The organism is Parachryseolinea silvisoli, from assembly GCF_021190955.1.
Classification (GTDB): domain Bacteria; phylum Bacteroidota; class Bacteroidia; order Cytophagales; family Cyclobacteriaceae; genus Ohtaekwangia; species Ohtaekwangia silvisoli.
Genome location: NZ_JAIOAO010000001.1, coordinates 312,080 through 338,935 on the forward strand (window position 1 = coordinate 312,080; position 26,856 = coordinate 338,935).

Annotated in this window: 26 protein-coding genes; 12 read left to right on the top strand and 14 right to left on the bottom strand. The window is 51.6% G+C overall.

Annotated elements, in window-relative coordinates:
- Position 1: 1 nt before the first annotated feature.
- On the bottom strand, positions 2 to 2,359 hold the full coding sequence (locus tag K7P01_RS01320) for a TonB-dependent receptor (RefSeq protein WP_267289035.1): 2,358 nt from the start codon (positions 2,357 to 2,359) through the stop codon (positions 2 to 4).
- Positions 2,360 to 2,445: 86 nt separating this feature from the next.
- Positions 2,446 to 2,790, bottom strand: coding sequence for a hypothetical protein (locus K7P01_RS01325; protein WP_267289037.1), 345 nt, complete (start codon positions 2,788 to 2,790; stop codon positions 2,446 to 2,448).
- Positions 2,791 to 3,572: 782 nt separating this feature from the next.
- Here K7P01_RS01325 and K7P01_RS01330 point away from each other — a divergent pair.
- The 3 genes from K7P01_RS01330 (at position 3,573) to K7P01_RS01340 (ending at position 5,617) form a co-directional block, all read left to right on the top strand.
- Positions 3,573 to 4,040 (top strand): hypothetical protein, encoded by a 468-nt coding sequence (locus K7P01_RS01330; protein ID WP_267289039.1) that lies wholly within the window; start codon positions 3,573 to 3,575, stop codon positions 4,038 to 4,040.
- A gap of 152 nt (positions 4,041 to 4,192) precedes the next feature.
- A complete protein-coding gene (locus tag K7P01_RS01335) occupies positions 4,193 to 4,996 on the top strand; it encodes a hypothetical protein (RefSeq protein WP_267289041.1) in 804 nt (267 codons plus the stop codon).
- Between the two features lie 12 nt (positions 4,997 to 5,008).
- Positions 5,009 to 5,617 (top strand): P-loop NTPase family protein, encoded by a 609-nt coding sequence (locus tag K7P01_RS01340; RefSeq protein ID WP_267289043.1) that lies wholly within the window; start codon positions 5,009 to 5,011, stop codon positions 5,615 to 5,617.
- A 90-nt stretch (positions 5,618 to 5,707) separates the two neighbouring features.
- Here the strand turns inward: K7P01_RS01340 and K7P01_RS01345 are convergent, their stop codons facing one another.
- Together K7P01_RS01345 and K7P01_RS01350 are read right to left on the bottom strand one after the other, a co-directional pair.
- Positions 5,708 to 6,697: an aldo/keto reductase gene (locus tag K7P01_RS01345; RefSeq protein WP_267289045.1), complete on the bottom strand. Its 990-nt coding sequence runs from the start codon at positions 6,695 to 6,697 to the stop codon at positions 5,708 to 5,710.
- 61 nt (positions 6,698 to 6,758) lie between these two features.
- Positions 6,759 to 7,613 (bottom strand): AraC family transcriptional regulator, encoded by an 855-nt coding sequence (locus K7P01_RS01350; protein WP_267289047.1) that lies wholly within the window; start codon positions 7,611 to 7,613, stop codon positions 6,759 to 6,761.
- A gap of 221 nt (positions 7,614 to 7,834) precedes the next feature.
- On the opposite strand from K7P01_RS01350, the gene K7P01_RS01355 reads away from it, so the two are divergent.
- Positions 7,835 to 9,523, top strand: a complete 1,689-nt coding sequence (locus tag K7P01_RS01355) for a CotH kinase family protein (RefSeq protein WP_267289049.1) — start codon at positions 7,835 to 7,837, stop codon at positions 9,521 to 9,523.
- Positions 9,524 to 9,543: 20 nt separating this feature from the next.
- Positions 9,544 to 10,527 carry an NAD(P)H-dependent flavin oxidoreductase gene (locus K7P01_RS01360; RefSeq protein WP_267289051.1) on the top strand — a complete coding sequence of 328 codons (984 nt, stop codon included), beginning with the start codon at positions 9,544 to 9,546 and terminating at the stop codon, positions 10,525 to 10,527.
- 77 nt (positions 10,528 to 10,604) lie between these two features.
- Here K7P01_RS01360 and K7P01_RS01365 read toward each other — a convergent pair whose 3' ends face one another.
- Together K7P01_RS01365 and K7P01_RS01370 are read right to left on the bottom strand one after the other, a co-directional pair.
- The gene (locus K7P01_RS01365; protein WP_267289053.1) at positions 10,605 to 10,853 is read right to left on the bottom strand and encodes a hypothetical protein; all 249 of its coding nucleotides are present in this window, start codon (positions 10,851 to 10,853) and stop codon (positions 10,605 to 10,607) included.
- Positions 10,854 to 10,996: 143 nt separating this feature from the next.
- Positions 10,997 to 11,758, bottom strand: a complete 762-nt coding sequence (locus K7P01_RS01370) for a hypothetical protein (protein ID WP_267289055.1) — start codon at positions 11,756 to 11,758, stop codon at positions 10,997 to 10,999.
- 215 nt (positions 11,759 to 11,973) lie between these two features.
- On the opposite strand from K7P01_RS01370, the gene K7P01_RS01375 reads away from it, so the two are divergent.
- A complete protein-coding gene (locus K7P01_RS01375; RefSeq protein WP_267289057.1) occupies positions 11,974 to 12,171 on the top strand; it encodes a hypothetical protein in 198 nt (65 codons plus the stop codon).
- Between the two features lie 393 nt (positions 12,172 to 12,564).
- Positions 12,565 to 13,365, top strand: a complete 801-nt coding sequence (locus K7P01_RS01380) for a hypothetical protein (protein WP_267289059.1) — start codon at positions 12,565 to 12,567, stop codon at positions 13,363 to 13,365.
- 56 nt (positions 13,366 to 13,421) lie between these two features.
- Here K7P01_RS01380 and K7P01_RS01385 read toward each other — a convergent pair whose 3' ends face one another.
- Positions 13,422 to 13,871: a response regulator gene (locus tag K7P01_RS01385; RefSeq protein WP_267289061.1), complete on the bottom strand. Its 450-nt coding sequence runs from the start codon at positions 13,869 to 13,871 to the stop codon at positions 13,422 to 13,424.
- A 1-nt stretch (position 13,872) separates the two neighbouring features.
- Positions 13,873 to 17,679 (bottom strand): ATP-binding protein, encoded by a 3,807-nt coding sequence (locus tag K7P01_RS01390; RefSeq protein WP_267289063.1) that lies wholly within the window; start codon positions 17,677 to 17,679, stop codon positions 13,873 to 13,875.
- Positions 17,680 to 18,002: 323 nt separating this feature from the next.
- Between K7P01_RS01390 and K7P01_RS01395 the strand changes: the two genes are divergently transcribed.
- A complete protein-coding gene (locus tag K7P01_RS01395; RefSeq protein ID WP_267289065.1) occupies positions 18,003 to 19,577 on the top strand; it encodes a sensor histidine kinase in 1,575 nt (524 codons plus the stop codon).
- Positions 19,578 to 19,718: 141 nt separating this feature from the next.
- Here the strand turns inward: K7P01_RS01395 and K7P01_RS01400 are convergent, their stop codons facing one another.
- Entirely contained in the window at positions 19,719 to 20,549 is an 831-nt protein-coding gene (locus tag K7P01_RS01400; RefSeq protein ID WP_267289067.1) for a polysaccharide deacetylase family protein, read from the bottom strand.
- 362 nt (positions 20,550 to 20,911) lie between these two features.
- On the opposite strand from K7P01_RS01400, the gene K7P01_RS01405 reads away from it, so the two are divergent.
- Positions 20,912 to 21,838, top strand: coding sequence for a manganese catalase family protein (locus K7P01_RS01405; protein ID WP_267289069.1), 927 nt, complete (start codon positions 20,912 to 20,914; stop codon positions 21,836 to 21,838).
- A gap of 65 nt (positions 21,839 to 21,903) precedes the next feature.
- Here the strand turns inward: K7P01_RS01405 and K7P01_RS01410 are convergent, their stop codons facing one another.
- Entirely contained in the window at positions 21,904 to 22,116 is a 213-nt protein-coding gene (locus tag K7P01_RS01410; RefSeq protein WP_267289071.1) for a hypothetical protein, read from the bottom strand.
- A 227-nt stretch (positions 22,117 to 22,343) separates the two neighbouring features.
- Here K7P01_RS01410 and K7P01_RS01415 point away from each other — a divergent pair, with 227 nt between their 5' ends.
- Positions 22,344 to 22,679 (top strand): hypothetical protein, encoded by a 336-nt coding sequence (locus K7P01_RS01415; protein WP_267289073.1) that lies wholly within the window; start codon positions 22,344 to 22,346, stop codon positions 22,677 to 22,679.
- 277 nt (positions 22,680 to 22,956) lie between these two features.
- On the opposite strand, the gene K7P01_RS32035 is transcribed toward K7P01_RS01415, so the two are convergent.
- Positions 22,957 to 23,112: a hypothetical protein gene (locus K7P01_RS32035; RefSeq protein WP_397310507.1), complete on the bottom strand. Its 156-nt coding sequence runs from the start codon at positions 23,110 to 23,112 to the stop codon at positions 22,957 to 22,959.
- A gap of 206 nt (positions 23,113 to 23,318) precedes the next feature.
- Positions 23,319 to 23,456, bottom strand: a complete 138-nt coding sequence (locus K7P01_RS01425) for a hypothetical protein (RefSeq protein WP_267289078.1) — start codon at positions 23,454 to 23,456, stop codon at positions 23,319 to 23,321.
- A 117-nt stretch (positions 23,457 to 23,573) separates the two neighbouring features.
- Here K7P01_RS01425 and K7P01_RS01430 point away from each other — a divergent pair, with 117 nt between their 5' ends.
- Positions 23,574 to 24,149 (top strand): alpha-ketoglutarate-dependent dioxygenase AlkB, encoded by a 576-nt coding sequence (locus K7P01_RS01430; RefSeq protein ID WP_267289080.1) that lies wholly within the window; start codon positions 23,574 to 23,576, stop codon positions 24,147 to 24,149.
- An 81-nt stretch (positions 24,150 to 24,230) separates the two neighbouring features.
- Positions 24,231 to 24,449, top strand: a complete 219-nt coding sequence (locus tag K7P01_RS01435; RefSeq protein WP_267289082.1) for a hypothetical protein — start codon at positions 24,231 to 24,233, stop codon at positions 24,447 to 24,449.
- Positions 24,450 to 24,518: 69 nt separating this feature from the next.
- Here the strand turns inward: K7P01_RS01435 and K7P01_RS01440 are convergent, their stop codons facing one another.
- A complete protein-coding gene (locus K7P01_RS01440; protein ID WP_267289084.1) occupies positions 24,519 to 25,682 on the bottom strand; it encodes a PQQ-dependent sugar dehydrogenase in 1,164 nt (387 codons plus the stop codon).
- Between the two features lie 92 nt (positions 25,683 to 25,774).
- Complete coding sequence (locus K7P01_RS01445) at positions 25,775 to 26,845, bottom strand: sensor histidine kinase (RefSeq protein ID WP_267289086.1); 1,071 nt, start codon at positions 26,843 to 26,845, stop codon at positions 25,775 to 25,777.
- Positions 26,846 to 26,856 lie beyond the last annotated feature (11 nt).

Below are 26,856 nucleotides of genomic sequence, written 5' to 3' on the forward strand. Positions count from 1 at the left end.
CTTATTTTTTACCGGTAAAATTGTATTGAATGCCAAACACAAACGTACGCGGCGGCGCCGGCGTATAGGTTGTGCGGTCGGTCGCATTATTGCCGCGGCTGGCGCTGGGTGAATACAGCACATCGCCAATGTTCAGTACGTTGCTATATACCTCGATGCCCTTCCATTGGTAGCCAATGCGATAATTGACAACGTCGAACGCATCATATCGCACCGTATTGATCTGATTTTGATAATAGCTGCCGACGTGCTGCCACTCGATTGACGTACGGAGGTTTTTAACAAACGTCGGATAATAATAAAATTCCGTGTTCCAGCTCCACCGGGGCGCCGTGGGCATATCGAAACCGTCCAGGTTCTGGTACTGGTCGGTCGACCGCGTGCTGATCTGGAAATCGTCAAACCGGTGCAGCGCAGTGGTCCCGCCGAAGCGGAAGAAAAACTGTTGGGTCGGCTTCACCGTAAGGCCCAGCTCCACGCCGCGGTGCAACGTCTTGCCGGCGGATTGATAGTCGGTCGAGTTGTCGGGCTGGCGAATGCTCAGCAACTCGTTGGTGCCGTTCATTTGATACAGCGCCACATCCAAGTATACCTTGTTCTCCCACCATGCAGCCCAGCCGCCTACCTCGAAGTTTTGAAACTGCGCGGGCTTCAGGTTATAATAGAACTCGGCAGGCTCTGTATTGGCCTTGCGACGGAAGATGGACGTCAACGCGGGGGGCGAAAAGCCCTGCGAGTAATTGGCATATACCCCTTTGTCTTTCGCGAGCTCGTAGGTCAGTCCTATTTTCGGTGTCATTTTGCTATACGACTTGCTGCCATCGGACCGCTCCAGGTAGTTGTCGTACGTAAAAGACATACGGTCGTACCGTGCGCCCGCCGAGAATCGCAGATTTTTAATCGGCGAAAAATCGTATTGCACATAGCCGGCGGCATTCCGGATCTTCGCCTCGTAGTCGGCGAGCTGAATGTCCGGGCGCTCCTGCGCAAGGGTATAGTGCTCCACTGACTTGCCGTCGGCACGCAGCTGCGCATTCAGGTCGATCTGGTACGACCAATAGTCATTGGGTGAGTAGTCGTACATACCGCCGGCGATCAGCCGCGCGTCCAGGAAGGAAAACTGCTGGCTGTGCTGGGCCAGTATACCGTAGCTCTTGAAGTTGTTGGAATTAATCTCACCGCGCGCTTTTGTCGGGTCGTTAGTCGCACTCGGCGTCGGGTTCCAGCGAATGCCATACGACGGGTTTTGACCATGCTCATTGTTGCGGTTAAAGAGGGTGACAAAGGTCTTCGAGCCACTATGCCAATCGTGCTCCAGGGTGAGCCGCGAACGGTTGGCGTCGGACTTCCGATACGTAAAGTCCGTGGTACTCACATACTGGCGGCTGAAGAAGGCCACGCTGTCCACGCTACCGGCGGTATTCGAGAAGTAATTGCCATAAATAAAGTTTCCGATCAGGCGTGTGCGGGACGTGAAGTGATATTCCAGGCGCGCATTCACCGTCGTCTTGTCATAGTCCGAGTTGGCCATCCACGAATCGGTCTGTTCACTGCGCATACCCGCGATATAGAAACCAAATTTACCGGTGCGGGCCCCGGCGCTTACCTGCAGGCGGCGGTAACCGAAGTTGTCAAATTGGATACCCACCTTTGCCGTGGGTACGGCCGTGGGGCGCTGCATGATGAAATTGACGGCGCCGCCAATGGCCTCCGCGCCGTAGATAGAAGAGGCCGGGCCTTTAATCACCTCCACGGAGCTCAGCGCAAACTGGTTGATCTCCAGCAACGCATTGTGGTTAAATACGCCCAGCGGCCGGATCGGCACACCGTCTTCCAGGTACAGAAAATAACCGTTGGTGGTCATCGGCTGTCGTATGGCCATGGCGTGTTGCTCGTTGTTATAGTTCACCATCAGCACACCCGGCACTTTGTTGAGCGCTTCCACCAGGTGGGTGGGTTTGGTCTCGTCCAACAGCTTCGGCGACAGCCTGGAAATAGCAATGGGGGTTTCGGTGCGAAGGGTAGCCTCGCGGTTGGCTGTCACCACCACACTTTGCATCTCCTGGGCGTTGGGCATCAGGGCAACTGTGAGCGGCGCATCACCCGCGCGTACCTCCTGCGTTTCATAACCCACCATGGAGATTCTGACGAGGGGCGACTCTTCTCTGCTCGTCAATTCAAATTGCCCCGCGGCATTGGTAAAGGTGCCTACCTGTGCATTGCCTGCCAACTGTACTGTAGCACCAATGCTGGGCTCTTTGGTCTCAGCATCGTAAATTTTTCCGCGAATAACGTTTTGGCCGAAGGCCGATATACTAAAAAGGCAGAGCCCTAAAAGGGTATAAAATGTTCGATTCATGAATCCTGTGCATAAATGAAAATGAAATACATAAGGTCGCTTCCGCATCAACGCACGGAAGGAGTCAAGCGAATAGCGCTTGGAGCTTATGCCAGGATGGCGGGCGGATGAAAGATAGACCGGAGGCACCCCTGTAATGGGCTGCTCCAACGGGAGATATGGGCGGCGTTGTTACCGACTTTTTTTGCAGCAAAGTCAGGCATCTCTACCGCAACACAGAACAGGTTAATTTCAAATGCCATCGGCAGGGTTTGCCGGGCGGCATCGTCAGGGTCGGAAACGTGTATGGACAGGTCGTCACTAAAATCGTAATCACTGCTACACATTGCAATGGGCACTTCCGTAATCAGGCCCAGGGCAAAAGCGATCGCATGACGTTGCTGATGCAGGTAAGAGAGGAAACCGACGCGACTCGCACAATGCAGCATCATGCACGTCAAAATCAGCATTACCATCCCTTTCCTAAACATGCCGCAAAGATAGCGGCGGAAACCAGACGATCAAATGACAAATGCAAGGCACTGTCCTACAGGTAATTGGCCATCAACACCAAGGCTTGCGATCACCTCGCCCGCCCGCCAGGGCCTGTCATAAAAAGCAAGCGTATTAGTATAGTTTGCTGATAATTTCTATTGGCTTATGTAAAGGTATTTAAATAAGTACAGCCAGCCCCGAAGCGGCGGAACACAACAGCCCAGGCTGAAGCGCCCAGCGTAGGCCTGGAGAATAGACAATATAGATCATACACAAGCCCCGAAGGGGCGTAACAATTCGAGGCACGCACCGGCGATAGTCTCAATCTCCTCGGGGTGCAGGCAAGCACCTGAACGAACAACAGGTATAGCGTACTATATACACACCGGAAATATCCGGTATACTATAAATATGTTTCAACAAACTGAAAATAAATATATCCCATTCTTACAACCCTCCGCCTGGATAACCCGTTTTGAAGTACAAAAGATGCATGCTTCATTTTTATATACATGCACTATTAACGATGACCATTATGTTCGTTCTACTTGTTACCCCCGTGAATGCCCTGAGCAACCAGCATATTTCCCTTGCTGCGTATCGCAGTACACGTGGGTAGAAACCTATCATCACAGTCTTAATAACTCCCTCCTTTCTCCTGCAGGTGGCATCTGCACGGGAAGCTGTTCTATTGCCATACGGGAACGATATAGTTCCCAACGTTAAATCCTATTTTCTTATGGAACCACTGCAGCATGCAGTACCTGATGACGTGCGCCGCATCCTGCGGCACGCTGTACAAACCCTTCGGGCATCGGTGGCGCCGAAACAACTTTCACCCGAGCACCTCAGCGATGCCGTCGCTACCCTGGTGCAGGAATTTTACCAGGAGGCGCCACCGAGGCCCATGCCACCCGCGAAACTGGGCAAGGCCCACACACGGCCTGCGATCAGCCTGCGCGTCACGCGGGCTGCACTTGGAGCGCTGCTGCATGTAGCCGCCGCGCTGGACATCATGGCGTTCAAAAGCGGTGCAGATCTATGCCGCCGTATAGCGCCCGGGGTATCGACGCTCGGCCTGGACAGCCTCGAGCCTGAAAGCCTGTTGCGGGCGTTCCGCTATCCGACAGCGGCCGCATTCCGCAAAGTACTGACGCTCTGTACGCAAATAATCGATTACATAAAGGTAAATCGCCTGACAGAGTAGTATCACAATACTGAGGTATATAACGATTGCCCGCGAACGCTGCAGAAAGCCGGGGAGGGAAACCTCCCCTTTTCTACCCAACTCTACCCATCTCTGACCTATCGCTGCATGCGAATGTTTATTTCATTTACGGTAAACCTAATTAATCCAATATGTTTGACACATCAGAAACCAATTTCATTCATCACTACCTTGGTATACGCCGGGAATTCTATCGGGACAAAGAAATCCGCCAGAGTCACGTGGCGATCTATGAGGCAATATTCCTTCACTGGAATGAGATGCGCTGGAACAATCCGGTCTCCATTATCCGCGAGGAGATCATGAAAGTCGCCAGGGTCGGTTCGAAAAATACGTTCGTGCGTTGCATGCATGAGCTCAGTCGCTGGGGTTATTTCCGCTATTTACCATCATCCAGCTCGAACGTGACCAGCATGGTGGAGGTGTATCCGCTCGAGGTGGTTGCCGCCAATGTTCAACGTCGTGTCAAAAGTGGTAAGGGCAGTGAGCCGCGACCTGTCAAAAGTGGTAACGGCGGCGGTACCGCGCCTGTACCGGAGGTGGGACCTTATATAACAAACAATATAAACAATGCAAATAATACAAACGGTGTAAACACAGCCACACCCACAGAAGATAAGATAGAACAAGAGAATGTTCGAAATGCAAAAACAAAGGCTGGCCGGGGAACACCGGAAAGCCTGGAAGAGGTTATCGCATTTTTTCTTTCTATCAACTCCACCGAAAGCGAAGCGGCGCATTTTTTCCACCACTACAATGCCGTCGACTGGGTCAAGGGCAATAACCTGCCCGTAAAAAACTGGCACTCCACTGCCGAAGCGTGGCTTCGCAATTCCCGCCGCTTTAAGGCCCTACAACCTGGCGGCCCTACACCCGGATCACTGCAAACACCCGGTACACCCGGCGTTACAAAAAACTATAATATCAAACTCTAACACGCTACACCGATGTCATCCTCCGACTTCACCTGGTGCCTGAGCTTTCTTGAGAAACGAGGCCAGGAGCTTTATGGTCCAAAATTCCGCCTGCACGCTGTAGACCATCGCCTGATCTATAAGTTGCTAATCTATTTCCTGAAGTACGAAAAACAAGCCAGCCGACTCGAAATCGACCTGGACAAAGGCCTCCTGTTGTCGGGACCGGTCGGCTGCGGCAAGACTGCCCTTATGACGCTGATGACGTACATTCCAGGTCCCGAGCGCAACTTCATCATGCGTGGCTGCCGCGATATCGGCTTCGAGTTCATGGAAGAAGGCTATACCGTCATTCAACGGTATAGCCGCTTGTCCTACTACCGCGACCGCCCCAAGATCTATTGCTTCGACGACCTCGGCTCGGAACGCAACCTGAAATACTTTGGCAATGAATGCAATGTACTCGGCGAAATCATGCTAAGCCGCCACGAGCTTTACGTCGCGCAAGGCATGATCACACACATCACCACCAACTACCACGCAAACGACCTGGAAGCCGCCTACGGTGACCGTATACGCTCGCGCTTCCGCCAGCAATTCAACCTGTTTACGTTCTCCCCCGAGACGCCCGATAAGCGCTAACACGACATTAGCCCGTCGTAAACCAGCAGAGGCTGTCTCCTGTGGAGCAGCCTCTCTTTTTTATACCTTTCCCCACTTGCGCTTGAACAATTACCGATTCAACGCACCCAGGAATCTCTCCGGATATCGCGTCCCGGAGACCACCCCTACCGGCATGATCGCCGCCAGGCGTTGTAAGTCCTCTTTGCTTAACAGTATATTTTCAGAAGCAATGTTCTCTTCCAGGTGTTCGATCCGTTTCGAGCCGGGAATGGTGATGACATCGTCCCCTTGCGCCAGTACCCAGGCAATCGCCAGCTGCGCGGGTGTGCAGCCTTTCTCAGCAGCCATGTTTTTTACCTGGTTCACCAGCTCCAGGTTCTTGTAAAAATTGTCGCCCTGAAAACGCGGCATGTTCACCCGGCTATCTTTAATGTCTTCCGGCTTCTGGAAATCACCGCTTAAGAAGCCACGGCTCAGCGGCGCATAGGCCACCAGACCGATACCCAGCGCACGAAGTGTCGGCAATACGTCCGCTTCGATGTCACGGCTCCACAGCGAGTATTCAATTTGCAGGGCGGCAATGGGATGCACCGCGGCAGCCTTCCGGATCGATTCAGCCGAAGCTTCCGAGAGACCTATATACCGGATGACCCCTTTCTGCACAAGATCCGCCAGGGCGCCAATGGCCTCTTCGATGGGAATCTTCGGATCGACTCTCGCCGGTGTGTATAGATCTATATAATCTGTCTTCAGCCGGCGGAGGCTGTAGAATACGGTATGGCGAAGATAGTCGGGATGTGTATGCACCGGACCCGGCGCCATACCGCCGTTGGGCGCTGCGGTCACAAGCTGTCCCGTTTTGACGGAGAGGAATGCTTTGTCGCGTTTACCCTGAATGACCCGGCCAATCAGTTCTTCATTGTGGCCGATGGCGTAGTAGTCGGCAGTATCTAAAAAATTATGGCCCAGTTCCAGGGCCCGCTCCAGTGTGGCGATGGCTTCTTGTTCGTCCGATTGGCCGTACGCACCGGACATGCCCATACAGCCTAATCCTACCGCGGATACTGATGGTCCGTTTGTTCCCATTGTTCTGTTCATAGCTTCGAGTTTTTCATGCCCCAAAGGTTGACAGAACCGTCACAGAAGCGCCGGACAAAATCTATTCGTTGCTGGACAAATCCTGAAAGAAGGCCGCCACGGTCTGGCCCGTGACCTTTTTAAATAAGCGCGAGAAATAATCGGGATCGCTGAAGCCGAGCTCAAACGCAAGCTCTTTGACCGAAGTGCTTTCACCATAATATAACCGGCGCCGGGCCTCGAGGATCAGGCGATGGGTCATGAATTCTTTCGGCGATTGACCGGAATAGTGTTTTACGATAGTATATAAGCTGTTCGGATTGAGCGCAAGCTCTTCCGCGATGGCCTCCACCTTCGGATGATCGGTCAGGTTATTTTCAACGAAGACTTTAAACGCAATGTACTTGGACAGCCTGTTGTCGACAGGGCTTTTGTCGGCGGCGAAATACGCGGCGTTGATCTCGGTTAACAGGCTGTTCAAATGTGCCACGATCAGCTCGGGGTCGCCGTCCATCGTGCTTAATAAACCGAGCAAGATCTCCGCGATCGGTTTAAGCCTGGCGACGGCGGCGGGTGCGAGGTGAATCTTTTGACTGTTTAGCGGGTTGACCAGGAAAGGATATTGCCGGGGCAATAGCGAAAGACAATTCTCATCAAACCCGATCTTAAAATAGTCTCCTCCCCTTTTCTCCTTGGGCAGCTCATGAAGCTGGTTCGGCAGGATAAAAAGCAATTCGTTGCTTCCAACATCGTATGGCTGCAGGTCGATCACATGTCGCGCACTACCCTGCAGCATCAGGAGAAAGAAGTAATGTGCATTCCGGTGCGTGGCACCAAACGCAGACACCACCTGCGACGACAGGTGCCCAAAGCCCGGCGACACCATGCGGATAGCCAGCTTACGGTTTTGCTTAAAGCGGTCCAGAAAATGCTCCATACTTTCCGTATAGGGGTTACCAAGGTATGAATTTAGCACCGGTTATCGCGGGGCATTCCGAAGTTTGATTCTCTAAACTCGCTGCGAAGGTTATCAAATTTTTTGACGTGGCTTGGCAATGGTAAAAGATTTTGAACATTTTGAAAAGAAGCGTGGCAACCTGCAGCATGCTAAAAGATGGCGACAAAAGCCTACATTGTACTGAATTCAATTTACTGCCTATGCTTTGTTATTTACGCTTTCTAACGTATGCCTCCTGTCTTTTTGGTTTTTCCGTATACGGACAGGTTGATTTTACCTCTTCCAATCTTCCTATTCTGGTTATTGATACCCACGGCCAGGCTATTCTCGATGACCCCAAGATCACGGCCGATCTGGGCATTATTGATAACGGCCCGGGACAACGTAATAACATGAGCGATGCCTTTAATGGATATGTCGGCAAGATCGGCATCGAGCTTCGCGGCTCCACCTCCCAGAACTTTCCAAAGAAACCGTATGGTCTGGAGTTGCGCGATGATTCTGGTGAAGGCGTCAGCTCGTCCTTGCTGGGCATGCCTGCAGAAGAGGACTGGGCGCTTGTCGCCACGTACAACGACAAAAGTTTAATGCGCGATGCATTAGCCTATAAGCTCGGCCGCGACCTCGGGCGTTATGCGGCGCGGACACGCTTTTGCGAGTTGGTGATGAAAAAAAATGTTGTTATCGAGGGAGTTCCTGCAAAAGAGAACGTGTACATGGGAATTTACATGCTGACGGAAAAGATCAAGCGCGACAAGAACCGCGTGGATATCAGCAAGCTCGACCCGGAAGAGATTAGCGGCGACGATCTTACCGGCGGTTATATTCTAAAGATCGATAAATACACGGGCGACAGCGGAAATGGTTTCTCCTCGCAGATTGCTCCGCCAAACCGCAGTGGTAACCAGTCTGTTTCTTTCCAGTACGAATACCCTGAATACGATGAGATCGTGAGTGAGCAGCGGCAGTATATTCAAACGTTTATCCGGAATTTTGAAACTACGTTAAATGGCAGCACCTATCAGGACGAGACGAATGGTTATGCAAGGTACATCGACGTCAATTCTTTTGTCGATTTCCTGATCATAAACGAACTCAGTAAGAATGTAGATGGATACAGGCTGAGTACGTTCATGTACAAGGATAAGGATTCCAAAGGAGGTAAGATGGTTATGGGCCCTGTATGGGATTTTAATCTTGCCTTTGGTAACGCCGACTATTGCCAGGGAGCACCGGTATCGGGATGGATGTACAATTTCAACAGCGTTTGCAGCGATGACGGATTTCTCGTTCCATTCTGGTGGAAGCGTCTGCTGATGGATCCGAATTTCAGGGAACGCCTCGCCCTGCGATGGGAGGAGTTGCGCGCCGGTGTTTTCAGTACATCGGCTATACACAGCTATATCGATTCTGTTGCCAATGTACTCGACGATGAAGCCGTGGGGCGCAATTTCGCAAAGTGGCCTGTATTGGGCGTGAAGATCTGGCCTAACTTCTATGTGGGAGATACGTACCAGCAAGAAGTTGACTGGCTGAAAGACTGGGTGCGTCAGCGCACTTCCTGGCTGGACGCCAACATGCCCAATGTCGTGACAGCGATAGGCGAGGAAGCTAGAGAGAAGAGTTTTTCCCTGCGGGCATACCCTAATCCCTTTACCAGCGAGTTGAAGCTGGAGTATGCGGTAAGTAGTCCCTGCCAGGTTACCCTGGAGCTCTTCAATTCGCTCGGCCAGCGCGTCGCGCGTATTGAACAGGATCATGTTACCCCGGGCACCCATCTTGCTGTATTTAACCCCGCTGGCATGGGCGATGGCGTATATTACTTCAAAGCCGGTACATCCCACGATCGCAGCACGGTTATTCGTCGTGTCATAAAAGGACCTAACTAAGGCTTTCCTATATTTGGCAAATGACAACCCTTGACAAACTGCTGGGAATCCGGTATCCGATCATTTTAGCACCGATGTTCCTCATCTCGAACACTCGAATGATTATTGCCGCATTGCAAAGTGGCATAACGGCGGCGTTTCCGGCGCTTAATTATAGAACGGACGAGGAGCTTAGAGCCGCCATTCGTGCGATCCGGCAAGCATCCGATAAACCGTTTGGTGTGAATCTCATCGTAAACCAATCCAATCTTAAGTATAAATCACAACTCAAAACGTTGCTGGAGTTAAAAATTGATTTCATTATAACTTCCCTGGGTAGCCCCCAGGAAGTGATTGAGCAATGCAAGCCGTTGGGAATAAAAGTCTTTTGTGATGTTGTTGACTTGAAATACGCGAAAAAAGTTGAGGCGATGGGTGCAGACGCGTTGATTGCGGTAAACAACCGGGCAGGAGGACATGCCGGCTCAATTTCACCTTATGAACTTGTTACCCTATTAAAGAACAACTGCAGCATTCCCATAATTTCTGCGGGGGGCGTTGCGACAGGGAAAGATCTTAAACAAGTGCTCGACTGGGGTGCAGCGGGAGCATCGATCGGAACTATTTTTATCGCTTGCGAAGAATCGGATATCACACCGGAATACAAACAGGCGATGATCGATTATGGAGAAAAAGACATTGTCATGACTACGAAGCTCTCCGGCTCACCGCTCACGGTCATCAACACACCCTACGTGCAACAGCTCGGTACAAAAGCTAATCTTTTGGAGTTAATCCTCAATAGCAACAAGACCTTAAAGAAGTATGCTAAAATGCTCATTGCTTTCCGTGGGATGAAAGCGGTTGAAAAAGCTGCGTTCGGAGCTACCTATAAAACAGTGTGGTGTGCCGGCCCGGCCATTGAGCACGTAAAGCGTGTACAGCCGATCGCTGACATTATCAATACGGTCACACGACAATTTGATGAAGTTTCGAATGCGGCGCCGAACGTGCCGCCTCGCTAACGCCAGTCTCTGTGGGGCACTCCTGCAAGCAAAAAAGAGGGCCCCTTCACGGGGCCCTTACCTAACTACTCATCCGACTATACATTCTCCTCCGGACCGTCGTCTGGCGCCGGCGCACCTTCCTCTTTCTCCACTGCCGTTTGACTCACTGCTGTCAACACCGTACCCGCTACGGTGAGATATCCCGCCACGGTCACGAGCACCGCCGGCACCGCCACGGGTGCGGCAATGATCGCTCCACTGGCGGCCACCAGCGACAGCCCGACCGCGCGCAGCACACGGAAGAACTTGGGCGTGGGCGCTTTTACTCTGTCTACTATGTTCATGTTGCTTTATTGGTTATACATGTTACTACAATATCGGAGCCAGGGGAGCTCGATCGTGTGGCATATCAATAGGCCTACGTGTCGAATCTCCCCATTGGTTCCGTCAGGGTAATAGGTCCTGAACAGCTCCAGCTCCATTATACTTACGCTTCTGCATCAACCGCGACAACAGCCAGTGCGTTGAACGCGCCGTCGTTGAGCGCGTACATGGCGCCGTTACATACCTGCGAGAACTCGATGCCCAGTACCACCACCAACGGGTTCACACCACCGGCAGCCACTTGCGACGGCAGGTTGATCGCCACGGGCACTTCCAGCGTCGTCAGGGTCTCCTCGCTCTCGGCAACCACGCTGATATAGCGGTCGCCGGCAAAGTCCAGCGCCGACACGCTCGCCACCAGGTGGAAGTTTGTAGCGCCTACCGGTGCAGCGATCAGCTCGGCCGGCACAAACTGCGGCACGTTGATCGTGACCGATCCTGCGGCACGATCCACCTGCACGCTATACTGCGCCAGCAACGTCTGCCGAAGCTTACCGTCGATGTTAAACTCGAAGCCTTGCAACTTGCTCATGTCGCCGTCCACGACGTTCCGCGCGCCGCGCAAGCTCGTGGTATCGGCGTGGATCACCTCCGCGAACTTTTGCGTGAGGCGGCTGACGACCCGGCTATCGGAAGAGTTTCGCACCAACGCGCGAAACGCTGTGCGCAGCAGCCGCCCCGCCTGGCCGGCGCGACCGAACTCGGCGCCGTTCTCCCGGGTACGGGCAAAGCTCGCTTCTGTGCGAATACGCTTTGCGTCCACGCCACCCTTTTGACGCGCCAGGTATCCATCTTGCGCGGTTTTGTAAAAAGACAAACCACCCAGTTCGCCTTTCAATAAAAGCACTCCATCTTGTCTTGCCATATATACTATTCATGATTATTGATCCGTTGTGTCTGGCACACTTCGGTTAAGCCGTCGTTGCAACAACAGCACAAAAAAGCGATGTATAGCTTGATTATGAAAGCGACACTTCCGCGGATAGCCGAAACTTCCTAAAACTTCCGGAAATGGTATAAAACTTCCGCAACGCGTTGCAGTGGATGTATCTTAAATAGTATATATGCGTATATTTGAATATGAAATTCGACCGGATCATGTTATACTCGAAAGATGTCGCGCGTCTGACCGGCAAAAGTGAACGCCAGGCACGAACGATGATTGCCCGGATTCGCCTGGAGATAGGCAAAGCACCCGGCCAGCCTATCACCGTCCAGGAATACTGTCAGCATGCCAGGATCTCGGAAGACGAGGTCATACGCCATCTGAGTAACTAGCGCGCAGCGTCACACCGTGATATATAGCTGAAAATCCTTTCCTGTCACGACCGGTTCACCTCCGGTACACCTGGAAACCACATGTAGTATCATTTCTGACAGGTTGCCAACACATCTTTTTGAAACATTTTTCCGTTAGTTTACAACGCGGACTATCGGGGGCCGGCAATGGCGAAGAAGTTTCCAAAAAGTAGCCACCTACTCCCAGTATACTTCGGGTGATCCAAACGGATGTCCTATAGATGTCCCATAGATGTACTACGGATGTCCTTACCCTTTAAAGGGTTGGAACATCCATGGGACATCCATAGGCAGGGCGTATGGCCAGGCGAAAGGAAACTGGCACGGTCCGGCCTGGGCGCAGAACTTTGCAACCAATTTTTAAATAACAATATGGCATTTCTGAAAGACATCACCTTTACCGGCAGCCTCGGCGATTTTAGCGCCTATAAAATAAAAGGCTCAGACAAAATTATTCTGCGCCGAAAAGGCGGGCCCAAAAAAGAAACGGTCAACAACGCAAAAGCCTATGCGCTTAACCGCCTGCATCGGCAGGAGTTCGGTGGCAGCGCCGCGCTGGGAAAATATATACGTTTTATGCTCGGCGCCAACCGCACCGTATCAAACTACAACATTACCGCGCGACTGAATAGCATATTAAAACATGTTAAGGGACAGGATACGGAAGGCGCGCTGGGCAAGCGTGCGTTGAGGTTGTCTTCCGTTCCGAGCCTGTTGCAAGGCTTTCCCTTAAACAAACAAAACACCTATGACACCATCATGCCTGCCACGGTACGCTGGTCTATCGCGCGGGAAACGCGCTCGGCGCACATTGAGCTGCCCGAGCTGATTCGCGGTACTAATTTCAATCCGGCTAATCAGCAGCCTTTCTTTTGCGTCACGGCTGTGCTGGGCATCGTACCCGACATCCTTTATAACGAGGCCCGTGCAGCCTATGGCCCACCCGCATGGTTTGATGGCATGTACACGCCGGTGTCGGTATCCAGCCCGTGGTATCCGGCTAAAAGCGGGGCACCGCCCATTACGCTGGAGTTAACCGCGAACATGACGCCACCCGACGACTCGTATACACTCGTGCTCTCGATTGCTGTGCGCTTTGGCGCGCTCTACGCAAACGACAAAGTCGAATTGCTGGACTACATGGGCGCCGCCAAAATTTTGGGAGCAATGTGATGGATAAAACTACTTTTTTGAGCGACGTTCCATAGGTCTGAGAACGCAGGTGTAAATCAGGCTTGTCTGAGTAAACGTTGAATCTCCCTGCACAATTGGGGCGAAACGTCGTTGCTTTTCACCTTCGAGATCACGATCTCCAGCATGGCTTTTATCAACTTCACACTATCCGGTTTTGTAACAAAACAAAGCGCGCCTAAATCGAACGCGGTTCTTTTTTCTTTTTCGCCGGATGATGTCGAATATATAATTACCGGGATATCATCATACGTACTGTCGCCCTTCAGTTTTCTCAGCACATCCCATCCATTCATGACCGGCATATTAATATCGAGAAAAATTATATTGGGTCTATTCGCGTCATCCGAGAGCGCTTCGATAGCCTCCCCGCCGTCTTCGACACCTTCGTATACCACGTTGGCGTCGACCGAGGCCAATGTATCGGAAAAAATTTCGCGATCGTCTCTATCATCGTCCGCGAGGAGAATCTTAGTAGCTTTAGACATATTATAATATAGTGTTTCGCTGTTTGATGGGCAACGTTACGATAAAAGCGCTTCCCTTATTTTCTTCACTGGTTCCACGGATGGTTCCATGGTGACGTTCGACTATTTTTTTACATAGTGCCAATCCCAGACCCGTCCCCTCGTACCGGTCTTTGGGATGCAACCGCGAGAAAGCGTCGAAGATCTTTTCAGCGTACACCTGGCTGAAGCCGATTCCATTGTCTTGTACCGTTACCTCCGCCGTAGGCGTGGCGGCGCTTCCATTGACTTTCGCGGAAACGACGATGCGTGGCTCGCTTTTTGAGAACTTTAGCGCGTTGTTGATTAGGTTGTAGAACAGCTGGTACACGAGAATCCGCGCACCGTCGATGACCGGCAAGTTACCCTTCTCAAGGACGGCGTGCTTCCGCTGGAACAATAGTTCCAGGTCGGCTTCAATGCTGGTGATAATGTCATTCAGATCGACTGACTCTATTTCCTGCCCGCCCTCATTGACCGAGGAGTATTTCAAAACACCGTCGATCATATCGTACATCCGCGTCGATGCCCTGCGCATTTTGTCGAGGTATATTTTGCCTGATTCGGGCAACGACTCGCCATATTCGTCATCGAGCCGGTTGATGAACGTCGTCATCTTCCGCACCGGCTCCTTGAGGTCGTGGCTGGCAACGTGCGCAAACTGCTGAAGGTCGTCATTCGATCGGCGCAGCTCGACGGTTCTTTCTTCCACAATCGCTTCAAGATGCTCTGACAGAGCACGGTATTTTCGCTCGCTGTCTTCAATTTCCCGGCGGGCAATGACCTGCGCCGTAATGTCGGTCGCCATGACGTTCACGCCAGTAACCGGGCCGTTGGGCTCCTGGATGGGTTGGTACAAATAGTTATAATACACTTCGTGGGCAACGCCATCTTTATATATAACAGCTTTCTCTTCTTTCCCGTGGTAGGCATTGCCCGTAGTGAACACCTCATCGAGGAGGCGGGGAAACGGTTGACCGGCCATCTCGGGCAGCACCTCCAGTAACGTTTTTCCCACGATCTCATCCGTTTTTCCCCAGGAGGCCAGCAGCGGCTCGTTCACAAACGTAATGCGCATCTCGCGGCCCTGCAGAAACAGGAATATACTAGGCGAGCCCGTTAGCACCAGGCGGAATTGTCGTTCGCTGTCCTCGATCATCTTTCTCGTCCGAACCTGCTCGGTGACGTCGATGGCGAAATTCAGCACACCCTGGATGTTGCCTTTCAGGTCGTACCATGGCTGATAAATATAGTTGAAGTAGCACTCTCTGGGCGGTCCGCCGTGACCCGCGAATGTCACGTGCCTTTCATTTTCATAGATGGTTCTCCCCTCATTATAGACTTCGTTGAGCTGCTGCATGATCGGCTGATCTTTCAGCTCGGGAAGGGCATCCAACAGGGCCATGCCCGTGAAGTCGACATCGCCGAAAATTTCCTTGTTCTTCGGATGAAACAATTCGTACCGAAAATCCTTACCTCTGAACACGTTTATGATGGCGGGTGCCTCCAGGAAAAGCCGGTAAAACTGCAGCTCGGTTTCACGCCGGACCTGGTTAATACGAATATGATTGCTCACCCGTACCATCAGCTCACGCGCAGAGAACGGCTTGACCAGGTAATCATCCGCACCGGCATCGAGTCCCTCTACCTTTGCCTCTTCACCCGCACGTGCCGACAAAAAGATCAGCGGTGTATTTTTAACTTCGGGGTGGCTGCGTACTTTTTTCAGCAGTCCGAATCCGTCCAGCCGCGGCATCATGATATCCGAGAGCACCAGGTCAGGCCGGAATTCGAGGACTTTCCGCAAAGCATCTTCGCCGTCCGCTGCCGTTATTACTTCGAACTGCTCGGATAGGAGCCGCGCCAGGTAACCGCGCATATCGGCGTTGTCGTCGGCCAGCAGTACTTTGCTTCTGTCTTCCTGCGTTCCACTGCGGTGGTTCGGTTGGCGCTCGCGTGACGATTCAGCAGGGAGCCATTTCAGCGCCTCTTCAACAAACGCCGTGGAGTGCTTGAAAAGATCGCCTGGGTTGGATGACGCTTCAATTTGCTCACTGTTCAAGTGACCCGTTCCGACGGGGATGGACACTGTAAACACAGAGCCCTCACCCGGCACACTGGTTACAGTGATCTTACCGAAATGTAGTTTGACCAGCTCCTTCACCATGGCAAGACCGATGCCGGATCCCTCCTCGCTGCGGCCTCCTGGATTATCCACACGGTGGAACCGGCTGAATATTTTATCCAGCTGCCCGGCCGGTATGCCAATGCCCGTATCGGCCACGGATACTTCGACAGCATCGCCGCGCTGACCGACAGAGACGGTAATGTCGCCTTGCTTGCTGTATTTGAACGCGTTCGATACCAGATTAAGAACAATGCGCTCCCACATGTCCGGATCGACATATACCGGGTCCGTTACCGGGCGGCACACCACGTTCAGCTGCATGCCGGCGCGCTCGACCGCTGACCGGAACGTACTGGCCAGGTCCGTCGTGAGCGCAGCGATATCGACCAGCCGGAATTTACCTTCCACCCGGCCCGCTTCGATGCGTGAGAATTCGAGCAGCGTATTCACGAGCTTCTGCATGCGAAGCGCGTTCCGATACGCCACGTCCATTCTCGCTTTGTTTTCGGGATCGAGATTGGGGTCGCCCAAGGCATCCTCTACGGGCGCCAGTAATAACGTGAGCGGGGTGCGAAACTCGTGACTGATGTTGGCGAAGAATGTCGTCTTGGCCCTGTCCAGCTCAGCGAGTGCTTCAGCCCTTTTTCGTTCCTGGATGAGTGAGTGAACATTGGCGAAGCTACTGGCGATCTGGTCGGCCACCAGCATAAAAAAGCCGCGGTACTTTTCGTCGAGCAGACGATAAGGGTTCAGCCCGACGATCAGCAGTCCGTAGGGGACCTGCGCAGCGGGTTGTGCGATCGGAAGGACTATTAATTTTTCAGGGCTCACGGCCCAGGCGCCCCGGGGCAGAGAGCCCACCTTCTGTGTAACGCCTTCGAATAGTTGCAACTGCCGTGTACCCAGGGCGTGGCGCAACGTGTTCGCAATATCATGATCAGCACGCAGGTCGACCTCCGCTTGCACAAGGGAAGCCGCTTCACCCAGGTTTGTGGATCCGGCCAGCGTTGCGCTGTCGTTAGACACCGTGCGGAACAGTGCAAAGGGAAAGTCGTGGGGATTCTGCTCGAAGGTTTTAATGCTGTTCGAAATGACTTCCGCGGCCGAACCGCAATCCGCCAGGTTCTTTGCCAGCAGGGTCAACGTTGCCAGCTGACGTTCGCCTATTATACGCTCCGTGTCGTCGGTATTGGCACAGATCATGCCCGCCGTGCCACCCTGATCGCCGGGAATGGGCGTATAGGAGAATGTATAATAGGTCTCCTCGGGGTACCCGTTACGTTCCATGATCAACAGCTGGCATTCAACGTACGTCCCTTCATCTTCTTCCATCACCTGCCTGAGCATCGGCCCGATGTCCTTCCAGATGTCTCTCCAAACTTCAGACGCCGGCACGCCGAGCGCCCAGGGATGTTTACCCCGGACGATATCCTTATAGGGATCGTTGTAAAGTTTGATCAGTTCCTTTCCCCAACCGATCCAGATAGGCTGACGGGAAGTGAGCATAATGCGCACGCAGGTACGAAGATTTTGTGGCCATGATTCAACCGGGCCGAGTGGGGTGTTTGCCCAGTTATATTCACGAATGCGCTGGCCCATTTCACCCCCGCCGGCCAAAAATTCGGGGGTAACATTTAGCTTAGCCGGAGTTGGAGAGTCCATGCAGTTTACCGTAAGAGCGTGACATATGAATGCGGGAAGATGGCCAATAAATGCTTTAAATACAACGGATCCCTGATGGCGCGGAACTGCTCCCGGAAAGTCTTCGGATGGACCGGTGGGATATCGACACAACGGCGGTACTTTTGGGGCATGGCATACTATTTTCCAGCCGAAATCGACATCTGAAAGATAAAACAGGGAGAATCCGTTCTGCAAATTGTTCAGGATTGTAAGAAAGCCGGAAGGTAGTTTGACATAAATGCCAGTCGATCGTGTAACCCGGCATCTGTAACAATCACGTAGAGCACGAAGAGGAATTCAACATGGAAAGCATTTATAAAATCTTTGATCAGGCACCAGTCGTGATCGGTTTTGTGCGGGGTGAGGAGTATGTGTTAGAATTCGCAAACGAAGCATTATTGAAAGTCTGGAAAGTGGACGCAACGGTGTTCGGCAAGTCCCTTTTCACGGTGTTTCCCGAGCTGGAAAGACAGGGTTTCCGCCATCTTTTAGACAACGTTCGGCGGACCGGCACTCCCTTCAGCGCCAGTGAGTACCCCATTCAATTTGAACGGCGCGATGCGGTTGACACCTACTATTTCGACTTCATCTATCAGCCGTTTTATGAAGCCGGTGAAATAACGGGCGTCATCGCTGTGGGGTACGATGTGACAGAGAAAGTTGTTGCAAAGCAATCCGCACAGCGTGGAGAAAAGAGATGGAAGGAACTTGCCAACTCTATGCCGGTGATCGTCTGGACAGCAGACGCGCAAGGCCTCATCGACTTTTGTAATGAGCTGTGGTACCGCACCACGGGCCTTACCCCGGAAGAAACGCACGGTTTTGGGTGGACGAGCGCGTTGCATCCGGACGATCTGGATAGATGTGTGGATGCCTGGCACCATGCGTTGGCTCGCCATACCACCTACGCCATGGAAGCTCGCTACAGGACAAAAGAGGGTGACTACAAATGGATCCTGACACGTGGCGTGCCGGTGATCGAAAATGGAAACCTGATAAGCTGGTATGGCACCGGCACCGACATAACTGACCAAAAAGATACCGAACAGCGGCTCGACGCGCTCGTAACAGGCAGAACATTAAAACTTGAAAAGACACTCGAGGAACTGCAGTATTCCAACGCAAACCTTGAACAGTTTGCTTATGCTGCGTCACACGACTTACGCGAGCCACTTCGCAAATCACAATTCTATCTCGATCGCTTAAAAGAAGGGATGCGGTCGCAGTTGAATGAAATTCAGCTACAATTATTCGAGCGTCTCGAAAATGCGCAACGGCGGATGCAGAACTTAATCGAAGATTTGCTGGACTACTCACAAGCCGCAAAAGGAACATCGCAAAAAGAACAGGTTGATTTAAACACGGTTCTTCAGACAGTGCTGGAGGACCTGGAACTGGAAATTGAAACGAGAAGCGCAACGATCGATATCCATGCATTACCTATAGTCCTCGCAAGCAAGCGCCAGATGCATCAATTGTTTCAAAATTTAATCGGCAATTCATTGAAGTATAGCAAGAAGACCGTAGCGCCGTCGATCTCCCTAATGTCCACCCTGGCTACCGGCGGCGAGTTCCAGGGGTATTGTGCGGCAAGCGATTATGAAAAAGTATTTCATCACATCAAGGTCACCGACAACGGCATTGGCTTCGACCAAAAAGATGCCGACAGGATCTTTATGGTATTTACCAGGCTTCATTCGTCTGAGCAATACCGCGGGTCAGGCATTGGGCTGTCGATTGTGCGAAAGGTAGTCGAATCGCATGACGGCTATATCTGGTCTGAAAGCGAGCTTGGGCAAGGCGCTGTGTTTCATATATTGCTTCCCAGCATGGCGCAGGATGGCGTGCCGCGCTTGAAGATTCTGCCAGGAATTTGAGGAGCGAGTAGTTCTTCGGTTTTGGCAATCACGCCCATGTTATGACTGGGATTACGTTGAAGAAGATCAGGTACCCAGTAACCAGAAGCACAATCAAAATGGAAAGTAAAGCAATCGTGACGGACATTGCCGTTGGCCTGGCTATTTGATTATCCTCTTCATTTCCGTAACGGCGTCAGAGAATGTGAGCACGCGGACCCGATGTGCATTGTCGTGCAGATAGTCGAGTAAGTTTTGGTGGGCTTCCCTCGATACGTTGAATAGCGCGCCGCCCACGTCGTGAAATTGAAAGATTCCGAGGCCGTTCGACCGGATCGTCTTTTCGACAAACGCAATCATTGCTTCGCCGGAAGTGCCCTCCAGGACATGCCAGCTGGGCATCTTTAAGTCGTCTGTGTGTTTAACGTCCGTGATAATGCTTTGCTGGTCGCCGCCAGCGCGTCCATAGGACACTATCCCCAGCTTGCGGAGGGCGGCGGTGTAATCGACACCGTTCAAGGTAGTTTCGTTGCATGGATACGCGAAGCTTCTTTTTTCCTTTTTACCTGTTATTGCGTCCAGATAGGCATGCATCGTTTTTATTTCTGACAGGAGCATTTCGAGCGTGTATGTTTCCAGCGAAACGTCTTTTTCCCAACCGAGTTTCTGCGGGCATGGATGAAACAATGTGTGATTGGCCAACTCATGCCCTTCAGCCGCGGCAGCCTTCCAGGCAATCAGCGACGGCGAGCCATGGCCGAGCTGGTCGGAGCTTCCAGGTATTGAATTGATGAAGAATGTAGCTTTCAGCTTGAGCGCGTTCAGCTGCGGGATCACGTTTTTCAGTTGAGATGGCAGGGCATCATCATACGTCAGGCAGATCATGGCGGCCGGAGCTTTCTCTGTGGCGCTCGACGGTATTTGGGCGACGGCGGTGGTCGATAGTTGAATAACTGTGGCCGTTATAATGAGAGTATTCTTGAAGAATGGCATTAAAGTGTCGTGAAATGATCACGAGAAATATAGCAACAACGGGGATATCGGCCTAGCGGAACCTGCGGTAATTTGCTATAACTACCCAAAAGGGGTATAAATCATCCCGAAGATTTCACAAATTGATTGACCGGCACTTTTCAACCCCAACAGTCCGGGTAATCCCTAGTAGCCTCTCGTTCATATATACCATAACACGTGGAAGGCCGTATTCGCGCATGATCTTCCCCAGCAAGAAGTCAACAACACGTGTAATCTTCCGCGCACATTGAGGAAACCGTTGCCGAGTACTAAGCGTTAGTCGCTTTAAAACATCGGGCACGATTAAAGACATATGTCAGTACACTAAAATATACAATGCTATGTTCTATCATGTTCAAAACCTTATCAACCCGATTGTAGACGACGAACCAGATCCATCCGCGGCCAACGCCTTACAAGAAGGCCTGGGAGGTCAGTTCGGAGAGATGCGCACCATGATGCAATATCTCTTTCAAAGCTTTAATTTCAGAGGCAACGCCAAGCCGTACCTTGACCTGATCCAGGGCATTGGCATTGAAGAGATCAGCCACGTAGAGCTGATTTCAAAAACTATATCACGTTTGCTCGATGGTGCTCCCGAGTATCACGGCAAGAAGTTCGAAACACCTGGCAAGGGTGGTGATCCCGTGATGGAAATGGCGAAAGAGCAGCAGAACCCGCATCATTTTATTGTCGGCGCACAAGGCTCGCTCCCTGTAGACGCTGCCGGCAATCCCTGGAGTGGATCATACGTTCATTGTAATGGCAACCTGGTGCTGGATCTGCTGGATAACCTTGTGTTAGAGTCTACCGGCCGCCTGCAAAAGTGCCGCATCTATGAAATGTCCAGCAACAAAACATTACGTGCCACGGTGTCCTTCCTGATTGCACGTGACGAAGCGCATGAAATGGCCTTTGCCAAAGCACTTGAAACGCTAGGCGTCGATTGGGGCAAGGCGTTACCGATCCCTAAGTTCGACTCGTCGAAATATCCGGAAGTGAAAAAGCTGATCGATGCCGGTATCAACCGCGAGCAGTATACTTTCCGCCTGGATAGCTCGCTGATGGAACAGATCTACACCGGGACTGCGCCGGCAAACGATGGCACCGAGCTGACCACGCTTAAAGAGCCGCGCGAATCCTATCCGATTCCGGAAGCCCCCGAACGGCCGGAAGAGTTTTCACCCGGCCTCGACCCCGAGCTGCAGGAGATGGCCGACGCGCTGACCGAGCTGAAGACAAAGATCAAGAAGAACGGTCATAAATAAACACAAGGAAAGCGGGCTCCCCCGCTTTCTTTTTTTCATATCGGCATTTCAGCAGGCCACTCATATCAAATTGTCGTTTCGTCGCTGATCGCGCTTTCGTCACCCAGTTGCTTTTGATCTTTTTGCGTCTGTGTATTCGTAGAGATATTCTCGCCGGTTCCCGCTCCTGAATTTTCAGACGTTTCTCCGCTTCGTTTTTCACGGGACTGGGGTCCCGTACCGACGCGTGGCGGATCCGATGGGTCCATGGGTGTGCTACTTCTCTTTGTCGCTTTCATAGTTCCTCCTTTTTCGGGATCGCGCGAAAAAAATAGTGCCTGTCCGCTGCATAGATCCCTCGTTGTACTTCGCAGCAATGACTGCGCAAACCATTATAATTTACTCCGGGAAAACCCGGAACACACTTACCTTTATACACTGATGGCACCTTTTTTTACGATTTCGCCGAACAATTCTCCAGTTCGATCTCACATACCGGTGTATTATTCCACGACAGGATTTGCTTATGAGTATCTCACATCACTTTCCAAAGTTTGTAAAGCTCCTGAAAGAGGAGAACGTCAACATTGATCTGCTCATCGAGCAGGTCGAAGAATGTATCGCCTACTGTCGATCGGGCTACAGCATGCTGGGTACGGACGAAATGGATGTGAGCAACAACCCGGAATACAAACGTCTAATCTTCTTTCACCATTTGCTGCTGTCAATCCGAACGCATTTTTACGGAACCATTGCCGCGCAAACATCGTACGACAAAGATGTGCGAATGCGAAGTAAACTGGAAAACTTTGAAATATTCATGCGAGCGTTCAACATGCGGTTTAAAGACCGCATTCTGTGAGCAGTGTAGACGATGATTCTTATTTTAACCCTATACTTCCCCGTCGGTCGCGACAATACGTTTCAACTATCCATCGGTATGAATTTAGAGTAATCGCCTGTGGGTCTACGCTCCCGCTTTGTGACGGAAGCGAATGACCACGTAAAGCCATTTCTAACAATTTAATTTTAACACCATGGAATCAGAATTGCTAACCACTCAGCGGACGGATCGTCGCAGTAAACACAAAGAAGGGCCTGTTGCCACGATGATAGAGGAACAAACTGCCAAGGTACCTTCAGACGCCTACCTTTGGACCTCCGTAGGCGCCATGGCGGTATCGCTCGGCCTTAAGATCGCCGGAAAAAATCACCTGGCGCTTTTCGTTGGCCAGTGGGTTGCGCCCTTCCTCCTCTTCGGCATTTACAATAAGCTCGTTAAAGTCGGCGGTCACGATAAAACGGAAACAGCGTAGGATCGTGCAAGCTCGCGTTCACCAAAGACCCTCCGTAGTGCTATGATCCCCGGGCGTGCAACATTCGTGCTGCCGCTCGTGGGATAAGCGCTTCGTGCGAATACCATCTCGTTTATCCGTCATTTTCATTCATTCGTTTTTCAAGGAGCTCAATCATCACGGGGAACCTATAAATTCGTCCATCATCACCTTTTTAGTTTCAGGATCTCAACCGCGGCAGCGCCGGGGATTTCGTCTTCCTTGTCGACCGCTCCATCCCACTGAAGGTGCAGCGTTCTTTCAATCAGGAGATTGATATCGCAACGTTCCATACGCGCTTTCATTAACGTTTAGTCGCAGCAACGATCATCGTCAAATATTACTGCGGCGGGCCGGGCCATACCTTGCTTCTTTGCACGTCAATAACCAGCACGTTGGCACGCATTTTTGCTACCTGGTGTATGGATCTTTTTCCTGACACACTGCCGGTGCCGCAGGGGTTTCGGTACGTGGCGGACTTCCTCTCCATGGACGAAGAAGCCGCGTTGTTGCAGCACATACGTAGTATTACCTTGAAGCCTATGGTTTTTCAGGGATTTGAGGCAAACCGAAAAACTGAAAGCTTCGGTTATGACTATAGTTTCGACAATCGCCGTCTGTCAAAGGGAAAAGATATACCTATGTTTTTCGAGCCGTTGCTTCTCCAGACGGCAGCCTTCCTGGGTATAAACGCGGTGGACATGGCAGAGCTGTTACTGACCGAGTATCCGCCCGGAGCGGTTATAAACTGGCATCGCGATGCCCCTCCATTCAAAACCATTATCGGAATTTCATTACTGGAAGATTGTATCTTTAAGTTCCGGCCACATGACAAAGCAAAACAGACCAGGAAATCCGTCATTTCATTGCCCGTGGCGCGCCGGTCGCTTTACGTAATCGATGGACCTGCCCGATCGGACTGGCAGCACAGTATAGCGCCAGTCAAAACTACCCGGTATTCGATAACACTTCGTACACTTATGTACTATACCAGTTAGGCTGCGTACAACGGATGACTTGAATTTCCTCGCTGATGGCTCGATTTTTTATCGGCTTGACGTGCGTCTAAATCTATGATTATGAGCATGACTTCTTATATGATCTTTGTCGACCAGAACAACCGTCGGTACGCTATCAAGAGCGAGGACTGTCTGACATTCGCCACCGACCCAGACGATAAAAAGTATCAGGGATATCTTGTCGATTCGAAGGACCGAGTTATAAAAAATGAGACCGTTTCTGTTTTCAGAACAGATATGAAGGCTGCCGGTTGTGTTATAACCGAGCCGACAGCGTAGCGAATACAAGAGACGCTACGCTATCGATAGTGTTAACTACATTTTAGCGCTATCCCAGTTTATACCCGACTAGTCCTTGTTCGCTTCCAGTTCTGCCTGACTGTAGACAACAATACGATCATCGAGCGACAACACATCTCCACGGCCGTCCTGATTGCTGATAGCGATGTAGAGTTTGCCATCCGGGCCCTCGGCAACGTTCCGCAGGCGGCCGAGTTTTGTATAAAGATAACGCTCGACGTTGGATATTTTTGCGGGATCGTTTGGATCAAAGACCGCGCGGTAGAGGGCCTGGCCGCGTAAACCTGTAAACACAAAGGAATCTTTCCAGTCGCCCTGTTTGATAAAAATGCCACCGGTCGGCGCCCACGTCGTCGTATCACCACTGTGATACACGGGTGTTTCCATACCCGCCCGCTGCTGGCTGCCGCGGATTACGGGCCATCCATAATTTCTTCCGGGAAGGACACGGTTTATTTCGTCCTGGCAACAGCCTTGCTCATCGGAAGGACCATGTTCGGTCGACCATAGGTCGCCTGTCTGCGGTTGGAACGCGAGCCCTTGAGGATTCCGATGCCCGTACGAAAATATATAGGATCCCTCAAAAGGATTATCCTGCGGAACGGCGCCGTCGCGTGTAAGACGTAGAATCTTGCCCACCAACTCGCTGAGATCTTGCGCCAGTGCAGGCTCATACCTTTCCCCCATGCCCCAATACAGCATGCCATCCGGGCCAAACTCCAGTCCACCGCTGTTATGAATATAGTTTCCGGGAATCCCATCCAGGAGCACTTTGTCAAATACGGGCTGCTTCGTTGCGGCATCCTCTCTGTAGCGTACGAGCTTATTTACAAGTTGAAGCGGGCCTTTGCTCGCGGCATAGGTGTAACCGAAATAGACATACTGGTTGGTGGCAAAGTCGGGGTCGAGTGTCAGGCCCAGAAGCCCGGACTCGCCGACTTCCTGTACTACAGAGTCGAGTTTCAACCAGGCTTTCTTTTCACCGTTTTCCACTACTGTTATGGTACCTGGCCGCTCGGTTAGAAACAGTCGTCCATCCGGCGCAAAGGCCAGTTCCCAGGGTGTGTCAAGATTATCGACGAAGGTTGTACCTTCTCTTCCCGGAACGTCATCGTCATCGTCCTCACAGGCAACGAGGAATGTTCCAATGAAAATAGAGATCCAGGCTAATGTTGCCAGCGACGTTTGGAAGGGTCTTCTAAGTTGATTCATAGTATTAAGGGTATGTTGACAACGTGACAAATATTGTTCCAGGCGATTTACTATATATGTCCCGCGAAGTGGCGGGAAATTATTTCCCAACATCAATGACGTACCGCGCCGAACCGTGCTTTGGGAAGCGTCATCACCACGGACGTTCCAACATTTTCTTTGCTTGATAGTGCGACGCTGCCGCCCATCAGTATGACAAGCTCTTTGACAATATAGAGTCCCATGCCGATGGATCTTTCGCCCTTCAGTCCGGGCCGGCTTGCAGCGGTATTCCGTTCGAAAATGTGCGGCTGCAGATGCTCGGGAATACCAACACCGTTGTCCTCTACGGACACGGTGAAAGTATCGTCCGACGAATCGACAACGACACGCACGACGCCACCGGCAGGTGTGAATTTCACGGCGTTGGAAAGGACATTATGCACTACCTGGAAGAATTTCACGTCATCCAACGTAACAAAGAGCGAATCCTGGGCCGACTCCAGCACGATCTGCTTTTCTTTATCGAAGGCCGAAATTCGTTCAATCACCACATTGATTTTCTGTACTACATCAAAGCGGACCGATTCCACAAAAATGCGTGCTGACGCTAAATGCTCTTCCTTGAGAAAAGAGTTTATAATTTCTATGCAGTGCTGCGTGTTCTGGCGGATGAGCTGTGAATGCTGCGCGATGGTGTCGTACTGTTGCTTTTCGGTCGTTTGATCCAACGCGTTTAGCAGATTGTTGGTCATATGCAGCGGCCCGCTCAGGTTGTGGGATACCATGTCGAGAATGGCATCTTTGCGGGCGCCGAAATCGGATACATAGTTGAGAAATTCTTTTAATTTCGTTACATCCCTGACGATCAACATCAACTGGTGATCGGAAAATATATATGCATCCACTGCAACATACCGGTTATCGCATAGCCGGAGCTCGATGTTTGAAAGGACGTTCTCCCGTATAAATTGCCGAATACAGGCATTTATGAATTCATCATCTTCTGCCACCAAATGGCGCAGCAACAAAAGAGAGTAACCCGAGCGTGCTTCTTGATCCGCCATGCGCGAAAATACCGCATTCGAGTATTCGACGATGTTGCTTTTATAGTCGTATACAATATATCCGTCAGGCGACAACTCGCCGATGCGTGCGATGATGTCCAGCGAAAACTCCGTCATGCATTGTTTTT

Excerpts from the sequence above, each read along its gene's own strand:
- K7P01_RS01320 (WP_267289035.1), bottom strand. The coding sequence starts at position 2,359 with ATGAATCGAACATTTTATACCCTTTTAGGGCTCTGCCTTTTTAGTATA.
- K7P01_RS01325 (WP_267289037.1), bottom strand. The coding sequence starts at position 2,790 with ATGATGCTGCATTGTGCGAGTCGCGTCGGTTTCCTCTCTTACCTGCAT.
- K7P01_RS01330 (WP_267289039.1), top strand. The coding sequence starts at position 3,573 with ATGGAACCACTGCAGCATGCAGTACCTGATGACGTGCGCCGCATCCTG.
- K7P01_RS01335 (WP_267289041.1), top strand. The coding sequence starts at position 4,193 with ATGTTTGACACATCAGAAACCAATTTCATTCATCACTACCTTGGTATA.
- K7P01_RS01340 (WP_267289043.1), top strand. The coding sequence starts at position 5,009 with ATGTCATCCTCCGACTTCACCTGGTGCCTGAGCTTTCTTGAGAAACGA.
- K7P01_RS01345 (WP_267289045.1), bottom strand. The coding sequence starts at position 6,697 with ATGAACAGAACAATGGGAACAAACGGACCATCAGTATCCGCGGTAGGA.
- K7P01_RS01350 (WP_267289047.1), bottom strand. The coding sequence starts at position 7,613 with ATGGAGCATTTTCTGGACCGCTTTAAGCAAAACCGTAAGCTGGCTATC.
- K7P01_RS01355 (WP_267289049.1), top strand. The coding sequence starts at position 7,835 with ATGCTTTGTTATTTACGCTTTCTAACGTATGCCTCCTGTCTTTTTGGT.
- K7P01_RS01360 (WP_267289051.1), top strand. The coding sequence starts at position 9,544 with ATGACAACCCTTGACAAACTGCTGGGAATCCGGTATCCGATCATTTTA.
- K7P01_RS01365 (WP_267289053.1), bottom strand. The coding sequence starts at position 10,853 with ATGAACATAGTAGACAGAGTAAAAGCGCCCACGCCCAAGTTCTTCCGT.
- K7P01_RS01370 (WP_267289055.1), bottom strand. The coding sequence starts at position 11,758 with ATGGCAAGACAAGATGGAGTGCTTTTATTGAAAGGCGAACTGGGTGGT.
- K7P01_RS01375 (WP_267289057.1), top strand. The coding sequence starts at position 11,974 with ATGAAATTCGACCGGATCATGTTATACTCGAAAGATGTCGCGCGTCTG.
- K7P01_RS01380 (WP_267289059.1), top strand. The coding sequence starts at position 12,565 with ATGGCATTTCTGAAAGACATCACCTTTACCGGCAGCCTCGGCGATTTT.
- K7P01_RS01385 (WP_267289061.1), bottom strand. The coding sequence starts at position 13,871 with ATGTCTAAAGCTACTAAGATTCTCCTCGCGGACGATGATAGAGACGAT.
- K7P01_RS01390 (WP_267289063.1), bottom strand. The coding sequence starts at position 17,679 with ATGGACTCTCCAACTCCGGCTAAGCTAAATGTTACCCCCGAATTTTTG.
- K7P01_RS01395 (WP_267289065.1), top strand. The coding sequence starts at position 18,003 with ATGGAAAGCATTTATAAAATCTTTGATCAGGCACCAGTCGTGATCGGT.
- K7P01_RS01400 (WP_267289067.1), bottom strand. The coding sequence starts at position 20,549 with ATGCCATTCTTCAAGAATACTCTCATTATAACGGCCACAGTTATTCAA.
- K7P01_RS01405 (WP_267289069.1), top strand. The coding sequence starts at position 20,912 with ATGTTCTATCATGTTCAAAACCTTATCAACCCGATTGTAGACGACGAA.
- K7P01_RS01410 (WP_267289071.1), bottom strand. The coding sequence starts at position 22,116 with ATGAAAGCGACAAAGAGAAGTAGCACACCCATGGACCCATCGGATCCG.
- K7P01_RS01415 (WP_267289073.1), top strand. The coding sequence starts at position 22,344 with ATGAGTATCTCACATCACTTTCCAAAGTTTGTAAAGCTCCTGAAAGAG.
- K7P01_RS01425 (WP_267289078.1), bottom strand. The coding sequence starts at position 23,456 with ATGAAAGCGCGTATGGAACGTTGCGATATCAATCTCCTGATTGAAAGA.
- K7P01_RS01430 (WP_267289080.1), top strand. The coding sequence starts at position 23,574 with ATGGATCTTTTTCCTGACACACTGCCGGTGCCGCAGGGGTTTCGGTAC.
- K7P01_RS01435 (WP_267289082.1), top strand. The coding sequence starts at position 24,231 with ATGAGCATGACTTCTTATATGATCTTTGTCGACCAGAACAACCGTCGG.
- K7P01_RS01440 (WP_267289084.1), bottom strand. The coding sequence starts at position 25,682 with ATGAATCAACTTAGAAGACCCTTCCAAACGTCGCTGGCAACATTAGCC.
- K7P01_RS01445 (WP_267289086.1), bottom strand. The coding sequence starts at position 26,845 with ATGACGGAGTTTTCGCTGGACATCATCGCACGCATCGGCGAGTTGTCG.